Below are 14063 nucleotides of genomic sequence, written 5' to 3'. Positions count from 1 at the left end.
CCTGCGGCTAGCTTCCTAGTTTGCTTTTTGATTTTCATTGAGTATGAGTTTAGCGGTTGTCAATTTTCTCTGGATAAAGGTCGTGTTGGAAGAGGCGTTGTTCTGCCAAGCCTTCATACTTAGTTCCTGGCTTACCGTAATTGTAGTAGGGGTCAATTGAGATGCCACCGCGTGGAGTGAATTTTCCCCAAACCTCCAAATAGCGAGGGTCTAGCAAGTTGACCAAGTCTTTCCCGATGGTGTTGATACAGTTTTCGTGGAAATCTCCGTGGTTTCGGTAGCTAAAGAGGTAGAGTTTGAGGGATTTTGACTCAACACAGAGCTTGTCAGGAATGTAGGAAATATAGATAGTTGCAAAGTCTGGCTGAGCAGTGATTGGGCAAAGTGAGGTAAATTCAGGACAGTTAAATTTGATGAAATAGTCATTTTCCACATGACGATTGTCAAAGGATTCGAGGATTTCTGGTTGATATTCGAAAATGTAGTTGGTTTCTTTGTTGCCCAGTAGGCTTAGGTTTTTCATTTCTTCTTGTTGTGACATGATTTTTTCTTTCTAATCTTAAACTCCACGTTGGTTATCGTAGAGGAGGGTATGCAGTTGAGGAAGGACGCGGACATTGCCCCAGCTATCATCAGCGGCGATGCGTTCCCAAAGTTCTTTGAGTCGGTCTAGTTGGTCTTGGACAATATTGCCTGTGGCCTTGGGCTCAGGATTTCCTGCTGATAAGAAGAGAACATCTGGTTGGTAGCGCTCTTGTATGCCTCGGGCAAAGGCCAAATCTGCATCATCAAAGACAGGGATTTTAAAGGTGACCTTGTCTGGATCCAGTTGGGAAACGATAAAGTCCAAGGTCTCAAAGTTGACTTCCATCTTGGATGAAGGAGGTTTGGGACTGAGGGTGACCTGGTCGATGTCTTTTAACCAATTTTGCCAGCGGGAGCCTTGGGTCTCAACAGCCAGAGTGACACCACGTTCCTTGAGTTTGGTGACGAGTTCAGCCATGTTGGCTGCTAGGATAGCAGGATTTCCCCCAGATAGGGTTACATAGTCATAGCTCCCCAATTTATCCAAGGCAGCAATGACCTCGTCAGCTGTCATACGAGTTGGCTTTTCAGAGCCATCCCAAGTAAAGGCAGAATCGCACCAGTCGCAGTGATAGTCGCAACCAGCAGTGCGGACAAACATGGTTTTCTGCCCGATTGCACGGCCTTCGCCTTGAAAGGTTGGGCCGAAAATTTCCAGAACTGGTAGTTTGAGGACACGTTCCCTAGTCATCTAACCACTCCCGTCTAAACTCCGCAAAGGCAGTCGGAGTCTCATAGAGGCGAACGTATTCCAAACGGAGACCACGTTCGTCTGGCAACTCTTGGTCCATGGTTTGGAAAATCCAGTAAACCATATTTTCAGCAGTCGTGTTCATATAGGGAAGAGTTTCATTGAGATAGCGATGATCCAAGTGGGGCTCTAAGTAGTTCTTGTAGATTGCTTTGATGTCTCCAAAATCGTAGGTCATGCCACGTTCATCTAAAAATCCACTGACAGTAATCTGCAGATGATAGGTGTGACCATGAAGGGATTTGCATTTTCCCTCATAGTGAAAGAGGTGGTGGGCAGCATCGAAGGTAAACTCTTTTGATACCAAGGTTCTGTGAGGGTTGTAGACCAGAGACTCCCCGGTTTCCTGTTTGATTTCTTTGGGTGCAAAAAACATTAGGCTTCTCCTTTCTGTGAGAGATAAACATTTAACCCATGTTGACGTAGGTGGCAGGCTGGGCAATCTCCACAACCACGTCCGATAATCCCGTTGTAGCAGGTTAAGGTCTTTTCACGAACATAGTCAAAGGCACCGAGTTGGTCAGCTAACTCCCAAGTTTCAGCCTTGTCTAGCCACATGAGAGGTGTTTGGATAACGAAGTCGTAATCCATGGCAAGGTTGAGGGTAACATTAAGGGATTTGACAAAGACATCTCGACAATCGGGGTAGCCTGAGAAGTCTGTCTCGCAGACACCTGTCACGATATCTTTAATGCCTCGTTGCTTGGCAAGGACTGCCGCAAAGGATAGAAAGAGGTGGTTGCGACCATCAACAAAGGTATTGGGAACCTCCCCCTCTTTTTGCTCGATTTCCAGATCGGAGGTCAAGGCATTTTCAGTGATTTGTCCCAGCAGAGACATATCTAAGATGTGATGACGAATTCCTTGTTCCTCAGCGATTTCTTGGGCAACTTGAATTTCGAGATGATGACGTTGACCGTAGGCAAAGGTGACAGCTTCGACTGTTTCATAGTGTTCTTTAGCCCAAAAGAGGCAGGTTGTAGAATCTTGACCGCCACTAAAGACGACCAAGGCTGATTGACGTTTCATAGTACTCCTTCCAAAATGGGGAATGTTCAGAGCACGCAAAAAGCTCCCTTGAGGGAGCTAAAAAATACCAAATCGAGGTTTTTTTTAGCGATGGCATGTCCCAAACATCGTAATATTCTACCTATAGTCTAGCATATTTTTTGAAAAATGGCAAAGGGCAAGAAAAAAGAGACCAAAGCAAGTACTTGGTCTCTCAGTTGATTAGCTCAATTCAGCAACGATGGCCTTGATTTGGTCTGCTGTGTGAACACCAGCAACTTGTTTCACCACTTGGCCGTCTTTTTTGAAGAGAAGAGTTGGGATAGACATGATTCCAAAGGCACGAGCTGTGTTTGGATTTTCATCAACGTCCATTTTAACGATTTTCAAAACATCTTCTGAAAGTTCTTCAGACAATTTGTCCAAGATTGGACCTTGCATACGACATGGACCACACCAAGTTGCCCAAAAGTCTACCAAGACCAAACCGTCTTTTGTTTCTTGTTCGAATGTTGCATCTGTAATTGTTTTTGCCATTGTATTTCTCCTTTTTTTAGTTATATTGGCTTAAATCTTGTTTCTTGAGATAGAAGAAGATATCTCCATAAGTTCCATGGTAGTCCAAATCATGACCGTTATAGGTTAATTTTTGGACAGGGTAGTAGTCTGCGACGCCGATAAGGCAAGCTTGTTGTGAACGATCAAAGTCTTCATAGGATTCGAAAGTCACAGTTCTTTCGTTCTTACTGGCGTCTAGATAAGTAATTTCGATCATATAAAACTCCTTTGTTTAATCTTGACTTTATTTTACTCCTTGTAAAAGAGAATGTCAATAAAAATGATTGCGCACGCAACTTTTTTCTAAAATCATCTTAAATCAAGAAATCCAAACCAGTTTCCAAGCTTTCTTCGACAGCCTTTTGTAGAGAGGCCAGTGTTTTTTGCCCATCACTTGTCAGGCAGATAAAACTAGAGCGTCTATCTTGATGGCAGCACATGCGACTGAGTAGACCGCAATTTTTAGCTTCCAAGCGAGCCACCATCCTAGAAACTGCGCTCGGGCTCAGATGAAGCTTATCTGGCAGGTCAATCTGGCGTAGAGATTTTTCTTGGGCCAAGTCCAGATAGTAGAGCAGGTAGAACTCTTTCAAGGTCAGACTTTGCTCGCTCTGTTGGGCAATGGTCTCTTCCAGGAGACTTTCAATTTCTTTCTGACGCCGATTGAAGTCAAACCATTTTTCCAAATAGGTCATAGTGTCTCCTTTCTTTTTAGAGTCATAAATAGAAGAAAGTCCATTAACGGGCAGTCTCTGCGTCACAAGATGATTGCGCATGCAATAATTATACTACTTTTCAAGAATGCTGGCAAGTTCTGTTTTTTAGTGGTTTTCTTTTTTACTGTCCATATTTTTGTAAAAATCAACTTTTACTTGGATGAAGGTTTTGGCTTCACGTAGGAGTTGAAGAAGGGTAGCGCGGGTTTCAAATTCTTCTCTTGTCTTGGGCAGACTGCGGTTTCGGAAGACTTCCAGATAGCGTTCGATTTCATCTAGCAAATCAGAAGCAGGATTGGTCTGGCTCAGTTGACCTGCAATTTTTGAAAAGAGTTGAGCCAAAATCAGGCTCTCACTGGCAGCTAGGTGACAGGTGTTGATTTGCTGGGCCATATTTCGCAGGATACGACTTTGTAGCTGTCTCATCTCAAAGTAGTGAATATGGTAATCAGTCTGGTGAAAGAGGTGGTCTGAGTGATCCAAATAGACCAGTCTGAGGGCTTCTTCCAAAAGGGTGTCCAATTCTTCCACCAGCTGTGCTCGGTTGCGTCCATCCCCTCTGGATAAATAATATTTGAAGCGTAGGAGGATGTCTTTTAACTTTTCTTCTACCAATGTGTGGTAGTGATGAATTTCCTCTTCTCGTGAAGGCATGTAGAGATTGACCAGTAAAGCAAATCCTGTACCGATAGCAAAGAGAAAGAATTCATTGACTAGAAGGTCTGGAGAGGTTGACTCTTGTACCAAGAGATGGCTAACCAAAACAGTGCTTGGTGTGATGCCAATTTCCCAGCCCATCTTGTAAGCTAGAGGCACATAGAAGGCAAGATAGAGACCAAGGCTCCAGATATGAAATCCGCTCAAGTGAAAAGCTAGAACACCGATAGCCAGAGCTAGGAGCATGGAAAAGAGGCGATTGCGAGCCAGTTTTAAAGTACTTCTACGCGTATCAGATAGGCTCAAGAGAGCGATAATTCCAGCCGAAATTGCTGAGGAAAGATTGAGAAAATAAGCAAGAAAACAGGCAAGACAGGTAGCTAAGATGAGCTTGGTCGTACGTTGGCTAATAGACATAAGAGTTTCCTAATAAGTTAGAATAAAAGCGTAAAAGACAAGACCTGAGCAGGCTTGCCTTTATGAGTTATTTTTTACGGGCTGCTGTGTATTCGGCAACGGCAGTAAAGAGGACGTCTGTAGAAGAGTTAAGGGCTGTTTCACATGAGTCTTGGATGACCCCAATCACAAATCCAACCCCAACAACTTGCATGGCAATATCGTTAGAAATACCGAAAAGGCTACAAGCAACTGGGATAAGAAGGAGGGAACCTCCCGCAATACCAGAAGCACCGCAGGCTGAGATAGCTGCTACCACACTGAGGACAAAGGCTGTGGCAAAGTCAACAGGGATTCCAAGAGTATTTACCGCAGCAAGGGTCAAAACGTTAATGGTAATCGCTGCTCCAGCCATGTTGATAGTAGAGCCAAGTGGGATAGAAACAGAATAGGTATCTGGGTTGAGTCCAAGGTCATGGCAGAGTTTCATGTTGACAGGAATGTTAGCCGCAGAACTACGAGTGAAGAAGGCTGTCACACCGCTGACACGGAGGCAGTTCCAAACTAGAGGGTAAGGGTTGCGTCTCATAAAGAAGAAGGCAATCAAAGGGTTGACCACAAGGGCAACAAAAAGCATAGTCGTTACTAATAGAACCAATAAAATACCGTAGTTGGCAAGGCTTCCGATTCCCTTGTCAGAAATGGTTTTAAAAACAAGACCAAGGATTCCAAATGGAGCCAGATTGATGATCCATTCGACAATTTTAGAAGTCACGTCAGCGATAGTTTTTAGTAATTCTTTACTATTTTTGCTGGCCTCTCTCATAGCAATTCCAAAAATGACTGCCCAAGATAAGATTCCAATATAGTTAGCAGTAAGCAGGGCGTTGACTGGATTGTCAACCGGTTTGAGCAAGAGGTTGCTGAGGACCTGTCCAATCCCATCTGGTGGAGCAATATCGGTATTAGCACTATTTAGGGTGATTTCAATAGGGACGATGAAACTTGCTAGTACAGCTACAAGAGCAGCGGCAAAAGTTCCTAGGATATACAAGAAAACAACAGTTTTCATATTGCTATCTTGTCCCTTTTGATGTTGGGAAAGGGCATTAGCAACGAGAGCAAAGACTAGGATAGGAGCAACAGCTTTTAGACCTCCAACGAATAAATCCCCGAGTAGCCCAATTTCTGAGAGATTAGGAAGGGTCAGTCCTAGAATTCCCCCACAAAGCATACCAATCAAGATACGCTTGACAAGGCTTGCCTTGTTCCAAGCATGAATGATTCTTTTCATAATAATCTCCTTTCTGTGTAGTGATTATGATTATAGTATAAACGATAGACAAAATCAAGAATTTTCTGTCTATTTTTTGAATATTTATGGATAATGAGACTGATGAAAATATGGTATAATGAAATAAAGGAGTTTTATATGCAAAAATTTATTCAAGCTTATATTGAAAAGCTAGATGTGACAACCATTATCGAAAATATTCTAACCAAGATCATTTCTCTTTTACTGCTTTTGATTGTATTTTATATTGCTAAAAAAATGCTTCATACCATGGTGCAGAGAATTGCCAAACCTTCTCTAAAAATGTCTCATCATGATGTCGGGCGCCAGAAAACCATCTCACGTTTGTTAGAAAATGTGTTTAATTATACGTCATATTTCTTTTTACTCTACTGTATTTTATCGATTTTAGGCTTACCTGTATCTAGCTTGCTGGCTGGGGCTGGAATCGCTGGGGTGGCGATTGGGATGGGAGCCCAAGGTTTTCTGTCTGATGTCATCAATGGCTTTTTCATCCTTTTTGAACGTCAACTGGATGTGGGAGATGAGGTTGTTCTGACCAATGGCCCCATTACTGTATCGGGTAAGGTTGTCAGTGTGGGAATTCGTACGACACAGCTTCGTAGCGAGGAGCAAGCTCTTCACTTTGTTCCGAACCGAAATATCACGGTTGTTAGCAATTTCTCACGCACGGACTAGACCTGTTATTTTAAGTAATTTGTGGTACAATAGAGGGAGTTTAATAAAGGAGAAAAGATGGTTTTAGAAAAGCAGTTGGGCAATGGTTGTACCTGGATAGACCTAGACCTCGGAAAGTTGAATAAACTAGAAGACCTTTCTGAAATCTACGGCTTGGACAAGGAAACCATTGAGTACGCACTGGATAGGAATGAGCGTGCCCACATGGACTACCACCGTGAAAGTGGGACGGTTACCTTTATCTATAATGTCCTAGATGTGAAAAAGGACAAGGCCTACTATGAGACTTTTCCCATGACCTTTATCGTGGAGCATCGTCGCCTGATTACCATTAGTAATACCAAGAACGCCTATGTCATTGAACAAATGACCCGTTATCTGGAGAGTCATGACACGCTTTCGATCTACAAGTTTCTTTTTGCCAGTCTGGAAATCATCAGCAATGCCTACTACCCTGTCATCGAGCAGATGGATAAGAGTAAGGACGAGGTCAATGGTCTCTTGCGTCAGCGAACAACTAAGAAAAATCTTTTTGCCCTTTCCGACTTGGAGACGGGTATGGTTTATCTTACTGCGGCTGCTAAACAAAATCGGATTTTGTTGGAGCATATTCAAGGTCATGCCTTGTATCGTAGTTTTGATGAGATTGAGAGAGAGCAGTTTGATGATGCTATGATTGAGGCTCATCAGCTGGTATCCATGACAGACCTAATCTCTCAGATTTTACAGCAACTTTCAGCCTCTTACAACAATATTCTAAACAATAATCTGAATGATAATTTGACAACCTTGACTATCATTTCAGTCTTGCTAGCTGTTTTGGCAGTCGTGACAGGCTTTTTCGGAATGAATGTTCCCCTACCTTTAACAGATGAGCCCCATGCTTGGCTCTACATCAGTATAGCTAGTGCAGGGTTATGGATTGTTTTATCCTTGTTACTAAGGAAAATTGCGAAAAAAAGTTAAGAAAAGGAGCCAGAATGGCGATTGAAAACTACATGCCAGATTTTGCTGTGGAAGCAGTCTATGATCTGACAGTCCCAAGCCTGCAGGCGCAGGGAATCAAGGCTGTTTTGGTCGATTTGGACAATACCCTTATTGCTTGGAACAACCCTGACGGGACACCAGAGATGAAGCAATGGTTACATGACCTTCGGGACGCGGGCATTCGCATTATCGTAGTGTCAAATAACACCAAAAAACGCGTCCAACGAGCAGTTGAGAAATTTGGGATTGACTACGTTTATTGGGCTCTGAAACCCTTCACATTTGGAATTGACCGTGCCATGAAGGAATTTCACTATGAGAAAAAGGAAGTGGTCATGGTTGGCGACCAGCTCATGACAGATATACGAGCAGCCCACCGTGCAGGCATTCGTTCAATCTTGGTCAAGCCCTTGGTCCAACATGACTCGATTAAAACGCAGATTAACCGAGCTCGCGAGCGTCGTGTTATGCGAAAAATCACTAAAAAGTACGGACCGATTACATATAAAAAAGGAATTTAACTATGGAAGAAATTCTCTGTATTGGTTGTGGAGCAACCATTCAGACGACAGATAAGGTTGGTCTTGGTTTTACCCCCCAGTCGGCACTTGAAAAAGGTTTGGAGATAGGTGAAGTCTATTGCCAACGTTGTTTCCGTCTCCGTCATTACAATGAAATCACAGATGTCCAGTTGACGGACGATGATTTCCTCAAGCTTTTGCACGAGGTGGGAGACAGTGATGCCTTGGTAGTCAATGTCATTGACATCTTTGACTTTAATGGCTCTGTCATTCCAGGCTTGCCACGCTTTGTATCGGGCAATGATGTCCTCTTGGTCGGGAATAAAAAAGATATCCTGCCCAAGTCAGTTAAACAGGGCAAGATTAGCCAGTGGCTCATGGAACGTGCCCACGAAGAAGGACTTCGTCCAGTTGATGTCGTCCTAACTTCAGCCCAAAACAAACATGCCATTAAGGAAGTCATTGACAAAATTGAACACTACCGTAAAGGCCGCGATGTCTATGTGGTCGGTGTAACCAACGCTGGAAAATCAACTTTAATCAATGCCATTATCCAAGAAATCACGGGTGACCAGAATGTCATCACGACGTCACGCTTCCCAGGGACAACCTTGGATAAAATCGAGATTCCGCTTGACGACGGATCTTATATCTACGATACACCGGGGATTATCCATCGTTACCAGATGGCCCACTACTTGACGGCCAAAAACCTCAAGTATGTCAGCCCCAAAAAGGAAATCAAACCTAAAACCTATCAGCTAAATCCTGAACAAACTCTGTTTCTAGGTGGTCTCGGACGATTTGATTTCATTGCGGGTGAAAAGCAAGGTTTCACAGCCTTCTTTGACAATGAACTCAAATTGCATCGTACTAAGCTTGAAGGCGCTAGTGCATTTTACGACAAGCACGTCGGAACCCTTCTCACGCCTCCAAACAGTAAGGAAAAAGAAGATTTTCCAAAACTGATTGAGCATGTATTTACAATCAAGGATAAGACAGACCTAGTCATCTCAGGCCTAGGTTGGATTCGTGTAACAGGCACTGCCAAAGTCGCCGTCTGGGCACCAGAAGGCGTCGCCGTCGTCATACGAAAAGCAATTATTTAAAACAAAATCGCTGAGCGAACAAAGTGAGCTCATATAGCGATAGTTATTGCCGTGGTGTGATTGCCAATCTGTAGATTGGCAAGGGGCACAATTGAGACCAAGGCTCAATTGTGAGGTCAGGAAATCCATTTTTCAAAGATGAAATCTTTGGAAAATTAGTTCCGACCGTCCCTCACCACCTAAAATAACTATCAAAAAACAAGGAAGAAAATTATGTCATTAACATCAAAACAACGTGCCTTCCTCAACAGCCAGGCACACATCCTCAAACCTATCATCCAAATCGGGAAAAATGGACTCAACGACCAAATCAAAACCAGCGTCCGTCAAGCTCTTGATGCGCGTGAATTAATCAAGGTTACTCTCTTACAAAACACAGATGAAAACATCCACGAAGTAGCTGAAATTTTGGAAGAAGAAATCGGTGTGGATACAGTCCAAAAAATAGGACGCATCTTGATTTTGTTTAAACAATCCAGCAAGAAAGAAAATCGCAAGATTTCTAAGAAAGTCAAAGAAATCTAAGACCGAAACTCCAAATAACTGTTTTTATAGAGAAATAAAGGGGACTAGCCTATGACAATCGAACTATTGACTCCCTTTACCAAGGTAGAGTTGGAGCCAGAAATCAAGGAGAAAAAACGCAAACAAGTTGGGATTTTAGGGGGGAATTTTAACCCTGTTCACAATGCCCATCTTATTGTTGCGGATCAAGTACGGCAACAGTTGGGACTGGATCAAGTTCTGCTCATGCCTGAATACCAACCTCCTCACGTTGATAAAAAGGAAACCATCCCTGAACACCATCGTCTCAAGATGCTTGAGTTGGCAATTGAGGGGATTGACGGCCTAGTCATTGAAACTATTGAGTTGGAGCGCAAGGGTATTTCCTACACTTACGACACCATGAAGATTTTGACAGAGAAGAATCCAGATACGGATTATTACTTTATCATCGGTGCCGACATGGTTGACTATCTGCCTAAGTGGTACCGAATTGATGAACTGGTTGACATGGTTCAGTTTGTGGGGGTTCAGCGTCCACGCTACAAGGCAGGGACTTCCTATCCAGTTATCTGGGTGGACGTACCGCTCATGGATATCTCGTCCAGCATGGTGCGGGACTTCATTGCCCAAGGTCGGAAACCCAACTTTCTCCTACCTCAGCCAGTGCTAGACTACATCGAGAAGGAGGGGCTCTACTGATGTCCTATCAAGACTATATCAACTGCTCCCGTGAGGCCTTGTTGGAAAAAATGGCAGAGCTTCTACCTGAGAAACGTCTAACCCATTGTCTAGGTGTGGAGCGTGCCGCTATGGAGTTAGCTCAGCGCTTTGGTGTAGATGTTGAGAAAGCAAGTCTAGCAGGTCTTCTTCATGACTATGCTAAAAAGTTGTCAGATCAGGAATTTCTAGACTTGATTGACCGTTATCAGCTAGATTTCGACCTCAAAAACTGGGGTAATAATGTCTGGCATGGTATGGTCGGAATTTACAAAATTCAGGAAGATTTGGATTTGCATGATTCAGAAATCCTGCGAGCCATTGAAGTCCATACAGTCGGTGCTGGTCAGATGACAGACCTAGATAAGGTTGTCTATGTAGCAGACTATATCGAGCACAATCGATCCTTTCCTGGAGTAGATGTGGCGCGTGAGATTGCAAGTCTATCGCTCAATAAGGCGGTGGCCTACGAAACAGCTCGTACCGTGGAGTATCTAGCTCATCAGGGATTCTCCATCTATCCCCAAACCCTTGAAACCTATAACGCCTTTGTGCACTATTTGAAAGAGAACTAAATGAAGATGGCTTTTATAATCATTGATGTTCAGAATGTTTTAGTAGAAACTGGGTTCCAGACAAAAAGTCTATTGGAAAAAATTTCTTATTTACAAAACCAGGCTAGAAGCAAGAATATTGAAATTATCTATGTTCAACATATTGAGAACTCTGAAGCTCAAACATCAGAAGATTGGCAGTTATCTGCGCTTTTAAATCGAAAACCTGCTGAAAAGGTCTTTCAGAAGAAGTATAACAGTATTTTCAAAGAAACTGGCTTAAAAGAATACTTGGATAAACAGGGAATTGAAAAATTAGTTTTATGTGGTATGCAGACAGAATATTGTGTGGATACCTCTGTCAAGGTTGCCTTTGAATATGGCTATCAGCTTATTGTTCCAGAAGGTGCTGTCACAACCTTTGATGGGGATGACATTCCGGCAGAAACGATTAATGAATTTTATGAGGACATTTGGGAGGAGCGCTTTGCAGATGTCCTAGATTACAAACATATTTTCTAAAAAGAGGATTAAATGAACGAAAAAGAATTACTAGAACTAGTCGTGAAAGCGGCTGATGAGAAACGTGCGGAGGATATCCTCGCACTTGATGTACAAGATTTGACTAGTGTGACGGACTACTTTGTCATCACTAGCTCAATGAATAGCCGTCAGTTGGACGCTATCGCAGCTAATATCCGTGAAAAAGTAGCTCAAGCAGGCTTTAAAGGTAGCCATGTCGAAGGCGATGCAGCTGGAGGCTGGGTCTTACTGGACCTCGGTGCTGTTGTCGTGCATATCTTTTCAGAAGAAATGCGTGCCCATTATAATCTAGAGAAGCTATGGCATGAGGCGAATTCAGTAGATATTTCAGAAGCTCTTGCTTAGAAGATGAACTCAGTTGTAGTCAACTGGGTTTCTTTGCTTATTTTAGAAAAATTGATAGAAAGGTAAAGGGCGAGTGGTGTTTGCCATGTAGGCTCTTGGTATCATGATTATGGCAACTTATGAAACTTTTGCGGCGGTCTATGATGCGGTCATGGATGACAGTTTATACGACAAATGGACTGATTTTTCTCTGCGTCATTTGCCAAAAACTAAGGAGAGAAAGAAACTCTTGGAATTGGCTTGTGGGACAGGAATTCAATCAGTGCGCTTCTCTCAGGCTGGTTTTGATGTGACTGGACTGGACTTGAGCGCAGATATGTTGAAAATTGCCGAAAAGAGAGCGGCTTCAGCCAAGCAAAAGATTGATTTTATGGAAGGTAATATGCTGGATTTGTCCAAGGCAGGGAAATACGATTTTGTCACGTGTTATTCGGACTCTATCTGCTATATGCAGGATGAGGTGGAATTAGGGGACGTCTTTAAGGACGTGTACAATGCGCTGAATGAAGAGGGAGTTTTCATCTTTGACGTGCACTCGACCTACCAGACAGATGAAGTATTCCCAGGCTATTCCTACCATGAAAATGCGGAAGATTTTGCCATGCTCTGGGATACTTATGAGGATGCAGCACCTCACTCCATCGTCCATGAGCTAACTTTCTTTATCAAGGAGGCGGACGGTTCCTTTAGTCGCCACGATGAAGTGCATGAGGAGCGGACTTATGAGGTTCTGACCTATGATATTTTGCTGGAACAGGCTGGTTTCAAGTCCTTCAAACTCTATGCGGACTTTGAGGACAAGGAGCCAACAGAAACTAGCGCTCGTTGGTTTTTTGTGGCGCAGAAGTAGGAGATTACTATGACCATCACAGGTATTATTGCGGAGTTTAATCCTTTTCATAATGGCCATAAATACCTGCTGGATCAGGCAGAGGGACTGAAAATTGTTGCCATGTCAGGGAATTTCATGCAGCGTGGAGAGCCTGCTATTGTGGATAAGTGGACAAGGACCCAGATGGCGCTGGAAAATGGCGCAGACTTGGTAGTGGAATTGCCCTTTTTAGTCAGTGTTCAGGCAGCTGATTTCTTTGGTCAAGGAGCTGTGAATATCTTGGATCGCTTGGGCACTGATAGTCTAGTTTTTGGGACAGAGGAAGTTCGAGATTATCAGAAAATCGCTGACTTATACACAGAGAAAGGTGCTGAGATGGAGAAATTTGTGGAAAATCTGCCTGATTCCCTCTCTTATCCCCAGAAAACCCAAGCCATGTGGAAGGAATTTGCTGGTCTTGATTTTTCTGGCAATACGCCCAATCATGTTCTTGCTCTGGCCTATGCCAAGGCGGTTGCGGGGCGAAATATTAAACTTCATCCGATTCAGCGTCAGGGGGCTGGCTATCATTCTGTGGATAAGGATGTAGACTACGCCTCGGCGACAGCTCTCCGTCAGCATCAGTCAGACCAAGATTTCTTAGAACGCTTTATGCCTTCTGTTGGCCTCTTTGAGCAGGCCAGTAAGGTGATCTGGGAAGACTATTTTCCCTTGCTCCGCTATCAAATCTTGTCAAATCCCGACCTAACCACCATCTATCAGGTCAATCAAGAAATGGCTGTGCGCATTAAAGAAGCTATTAAAACAGCCCAGTCTGTGGAAGAATTGGTCGAGTTAGTGACTACCAAACGCTACACCAAGGCGCGTGTCAGACGCCTCTTGACCTATATCTTGGTGCAGGCTAGAGAAAGTGACTTGCCAGAAGCCATTCATGTTCTTGGGTTTACTGAAAAAGGCAGACAACACCTTAAGTCTTTGAAAGGGCAGGTCAATCTAGTCAGTCGAATTGGTAAAGAACCTTGGGATGCCATGACCCAAAAGGCAGACCAGATTTATCAACTAGGACATCCAAGTATAGCAGAGCAGAATTTTGGAAGAGTACCGATTAGAATAGAAACAAACTAAGTCTACCGAAAGGTAGGCTTTTTGAGATTTTTTACGAATAATACTCTTCGAAAATCTCTTCAAATCGCGTCAACGTCGCCTTGCCGTATATATGTTACTGACTTCGTCAGTTCTATCTGCAACCTCAAAACAGTGTTTTGAGCTGACTTCGTCAGTTCT

The 14063-nt window shown here is 43.4% G+C and carries 20 protein-coding genes; 11 read left to right on the top strand and 9 right to left on the bottom strand.

Annotated elements, in window-relative coordinates; translation table 11 throughout:
- Positions 1–49: 49 nt before the first annotated feature.
- From queF to sstT, 9 genes are all read right to left on the bottom strand, one after another.
- Positions 50–541, bottom strand: coding sequence for a preQ(1) synthase (gene queF, locus HT699_RS03920; protein ID WP_023938863.1), 492 nt, complete (start codon positions 539–541; stop codon positions 50–52).
- Positions 542–559: 18 nt separating this feature from the next.
- Positions 560–1276 carry a 7-carboxy-7-deazaguanine synthase QueE gene (gene queE, locus HT699_RS03915; RefSeq protein WP_023938861.1) on the bottom strand — a complete coding sequence of 239 codons (717 nt, stop codon included), beginning with the start codon at positions 1274–1276 and terminating at the stop codon, positions 560–562.
- Positions 1269–1712, bottom strand: a complete 444-nt coding sequence (gene queD, locus HT699_RS03910; RefSeq protein WP_172921940.1) for a 6-carboxytetrahydropterin synthase QueD — start codon at positions 1710–1712, stop codon at positions 1269–1271. The genes queE and queD overlap by 8 nt, the downstream gene beginning before the upstream one ends.
- Positions 1712–2365: a 7-cyano-7-deazaguanine synthase QueC gene (queC, locus tag HT699_RS03905; protein ID WP_138702628.1), complete on the bottom strand. Its 654-nt coding sequence runs from the start codon at positions 2363–2365 to the stop codon at positions 1712–1714. Before queC ends, queD begins: the two co-directional genes overlap by 1 nt.
- A 201-nt stretch (positions 2366–2566) precedes the next feature.
- On the bottom strand, positions 2567–2881 hold the full coding sequence (trxA, locus tag HT699_RS03900; protein WP_001140463.1) for a thioredoxin: 315 nt from the start codon (positions 2879–2881) through the stop codon (positions 2567–2569).
- Between the two features lie 16 nt (positions 2882–2897).
- The gene (locus HT699_RS03895; RefSeq protein WP_000570255.1) at positions 2898–3119 is read right to left on the bottom strand and encodes a DUF4649 family protein; all 222 of its coding nucleotides are present in this window, start codon (positions 3117–3119) and stop codon (positions 2898–2900) included.
- A gap of 97 nt (positions 3120–3216) precedes the next feature.
- Positions 3217–3597 carry a MarR family transcriptional regulator gene (locus HT699_RS03890; protein WP_000221631.1) on the bottom strand — a complete coding sequence of 127 codons (381 nt, stop codon included), beginning with the start codon at positions 3595–3597 and terminating at the stop codon, positions 3217–3219.
- 126 nt (positions 3598–3723) lie between these two features.
- Positions 3724–4692, bottom strand: a complete 969-nt coding sequence (locus tag HT699_RS03885) for an aromatic acid exporter family protein (protein ID WP_023937243.1) — start codon at positions 4690–4692, stop codon at positions 3724–3726.
- Positions 4693–4759: 67 nt separating this feature from the next.
- Positions 4760–5965, bottom strand: coding sequence for a serine/threonine transporter SstT (gene sstT / locus HT699_RS03880; RefSeq protein ID WP_172921604.1), 1206 nt, complete (start codon positions 5963–5965; stop codon positions 4760–4762).
- A 138-nt stretch (positions 5966–6103) separates the two neighbouring features.
- Here sstT and HT699_RS03875 point away from each other — a divergent pair, with 138 nt between their 5' ends.
- The 11 genes from HT699_RS03875 (at position 6104) to HT699_RS03825 (ending at position 13904) form a co-directional block, all read left to right on the top strand.
- A complete protein-coding gene (locus tag HT699_RS03875; RefSeq protein WP_172921605.1) occupies positions 6104–6664 on the top strand; it encodes a mechanosensitive ion channel domain-containing protein in 561 nt (186 codons plus the stop codon).
- A 57-nt stretch (positions 6665–6721) separates the two neighbouring features.
- Positions 6722–7630, top strand: coding sequence for a magnesium transporter CorA family protein (locus HT699_RS03870; protein WP_000242250.1), 909 nt, complete (start codon positions 6722–6724; stop codon positions 7628–7630).
- 14 nt (positions 7631–7644) lie between these two features.
- Positions 7645–8172 (top strand): YqeG family HAD IIIA-type phosphatase, encoded by a 528-nt coding sequence (locus HT699_RS03865; protein WP_023941083.1) that lies wholly within the window; start codon positions 7645–7647, stop codon positions 8170–8172.
- Positions 8173–8174: 2 nt separating this feature from the next.
- Complete coding sequence (gene yqeH / locus HT699_RS03860) at positions 8175–9281, top strand: ribosome biogenesis GTPase YqeH (RefSeq protein WP_172926027.1); 1107 nt, start codon at positions 8175–8177, stop codon at positions 9279–9281.
- Between the two features lie 213 nt (positions 9282–9494).
- Positions 9495–9806, top strand: coding sequence for a ribosome assembly RNA-binding protein YhbY (yhbY, locus tag HT699_RS03855; RefSeq protein WP_000060163.1), 312 nt, complete (start codon positions 9495–9497; stop codon positions 9804–9806).
- Between the two features lie 51 nt (positions 9807–9857).
- Entirely contained in the window at positions 9858–10487 is a 630-nt protein-coding gene (locus tag HT699_RS03850) for a nicotinate-nucleotide adenylyltransferase (protein ID WP_000151307.1), read from the top strand.
- Positions 10487–11080 (top strand): bis(5'-nucleosyl)-tetraphosphatase (symmetrical) YqeK, encoded by a 594-nt coding sequence (yqeK, locus tag HT699_RS03845; protein ID WP_172934109.1) that lies wholly within the window; start codon positions 10487–10489, stop codon positions 11078–11080. Before HT699_RS03850 ends, yqeK begins: the two co-directional genes overlap by 1 nt.
- Positions 11081–11581 carry a cysteine hydrolase family protein gene (locus HT699_RS03840; protein WP_000781356.1) on the top strand — a complete coding sequence of 167 codons (501 nt, stop codon included), beginning with the start codon at positions 11081–11083 and terminating at the stop codon, positions 11579–11581.
- A gap of 12 nt (positions 11582–11593) precedes the next feature.
- On the top strand, positions 11594–11947 hold the full coding sequence (gene rsfS, locus HT699_RS03835; RefSeq protein ID WP_001003001.1) for a ribosome silencing factor: 354 nt from the start codon (positions 11594–11596) through the stop codon (positions 11945–11947).
- 109 nt (positions 11948–12056) lie between these two features.
- Positions 12057–12797 carry a class I SAM-dependent methyltransferase gene (locus HT699_RS03830; RefSeq protein ID WP_286672817.1) on the top strand — a complete coding sequence of 247 codons (741 nt, stop codon included), beginning with the start codon at positions 12057–12059 and terminating at the stop codon, positions 12795–12797.
- Between the two features lie 9 nt (positions 12798–12806).
- On the top strand, positions 12807–13904 hold the full coding sequence (locus HT699_RS03825; RefSeq protein ID WP_166732062.1) for a nucleotidyltransferase: 1098 nt from the start codon (positions 12807–12809) through the stop codon (positions 13902–13904).
- The last annotated feature ends 159 nt before the right edge of the window (positions 13905–14063 follow it).

The sequence above is a fragment of the Streptococcus sp. 1055 genome, from assembly GCF_013276815.1.
Lineage (GTDB): Bacteria > Bacillota > Bacilli > Lactobacillales > Streptococcaceae > Streptococcus > Streptococcus pseudopneumoniae.
This window is presented reverse-complemented; position numbering and strand designations above follow the sequence as displayed.

Excerpts from the sequence above, each read along its gene's own strand:
- queF (WP_023938863.1), bottom strand. The coding sequence starts at position 541 with ATGTCACAACAAGAAGAAATGAAAAACCTAAGCCTACTGGGCAACAAA.
- queE (WP_023938861.1), bottom strand. The coding sequence starts at position 1,276 with ATGACTAGGGAACGTGTCCTCAAACTACCAGTTCTGGAAATTTTCGGC.
- queD (WP_172921940.1), bottom strand. The coding sequence starts at position 1,712 with ATGTTTTTTGCACCCAAAGAAATCAAACAGGAAACCGGGGAGTCTCTG.
- queC (WP_138702628.1), bottom strand. The coding sequence starts at position 2,365 with ATGAAACGTCAATCAGCCTTGGTCGTCTTTAGTGGCGGTCAAGATTCT.
- trxA (WP_001140463.1), bottom strand. The coding sequence starts at position 2,881 with ATGGCAAAAACAATTACAGATGCAACATTCGAACAAGAAACAAAAGAC.
- HT699_RS03895 (WP_000570255.1), bottom strand. The coding sequence starts at position 3,119 with ATGATCGAAATTACTTATCTAGACGCCAGTAAGAACGAAAGAACTGTG.
- HT699_RS03890 (WP_000221631.1), bottom strand. The coding sequence starts at position 3,597 with ATGACCTATTTGGAAAAATGGTTTGACTTCAATCGGCGTCAGAAAGAA.
- HT699_RS03885 (WP_023937243.1), bottom strand. The coding sequence starts at position 4,692 with ATGTCTATTAGCCAACGTACGACCAAGCTCATCTTAGCTACCTGTCTT.
- sstT (WP_172921604.1), bottom strand. The coding sequence starts at position 5,965 with ATGAAAAGAATCATTCATGCTTGGAACAAGGCAAGCCTTGTCAAGCGT.
- HT699_RS03875 (WP_172921605.1), top strand. The coding sequence starts at position 6,104 with ATGCAAAAATTTATTCAAGCTTATATTGAAAAGCTAGATGTGACAACC.
- HT699_RS03870 (WP_000242250.1), top strand. The coding sequence starts at position 6,722 with ATGGTTTTAGAAAAGCAGTTGGGCAATGGTTGTACCTGGATAGACCTA.
- HT699_RS03865 (WP_023941083.1), top strand. The coding sequence starts at position 7,645 with ATGGCGATTGAAAACTACATGCCAGATTTTGCTGTGGAAGCAGTCTAT.
- yqeH (WP_172926027.1), top strand. The coding sequence starts at position 8,175 with ATGGAAGAAATTCTCTGTATTGGTTGTGGAGCAACCATTCAGACGACA.
- yhbY (WP_000060163.1), top strand. The coding sequence starts at position 9,495 with ATGTCATTAACATCAAAACAACGTGCCTTCCTCAACAGCCAGGCACAC.
- HT699_RS03850 (WP_000151307.1), top strand. The coding sequence starts at position 9,858 with ATGACAATCGAACTATTGACTCCCTTTACCAAGGTAGAGTTGGAGCCA.
- yqeK (WP_172934109.1), top strand. The coding sequence starts at position 10,487 with ATGTCCTATCAAGACTATATCAACTGCTCCCGTGAGGCCTTGTTGGAA.
- HT699_RS03840 (WP_000781356.1), top strand. The coding sequence starts at position 11,081 with ATGAAGATGGCTTTTATAATCATTGATGTTCAGAATGTTTTAGTAGAA.
- rsfS (WP_001003001.1), top strand. The coding sequence starts at position 11,594 with ATGAACGAAAAAGAATTACTAGAACTAGTCGTGAAAGCGGCTGATGAG.
- HT699_RS03830 (WP_286672817.1), top strand. The coding sequence starts at position 12,057 with ATGGCAACTTATGAAACTTTTGCGGCGGTCTATGATGCGGTCATGGAT.
- HT699_RS03825 (WP_166732062.1), top strand. The coding sequence starts at position 12,807 with ATGACCATCACAGGTATTATTGCGGAGTTTAATCCTTTTCATAATGGC.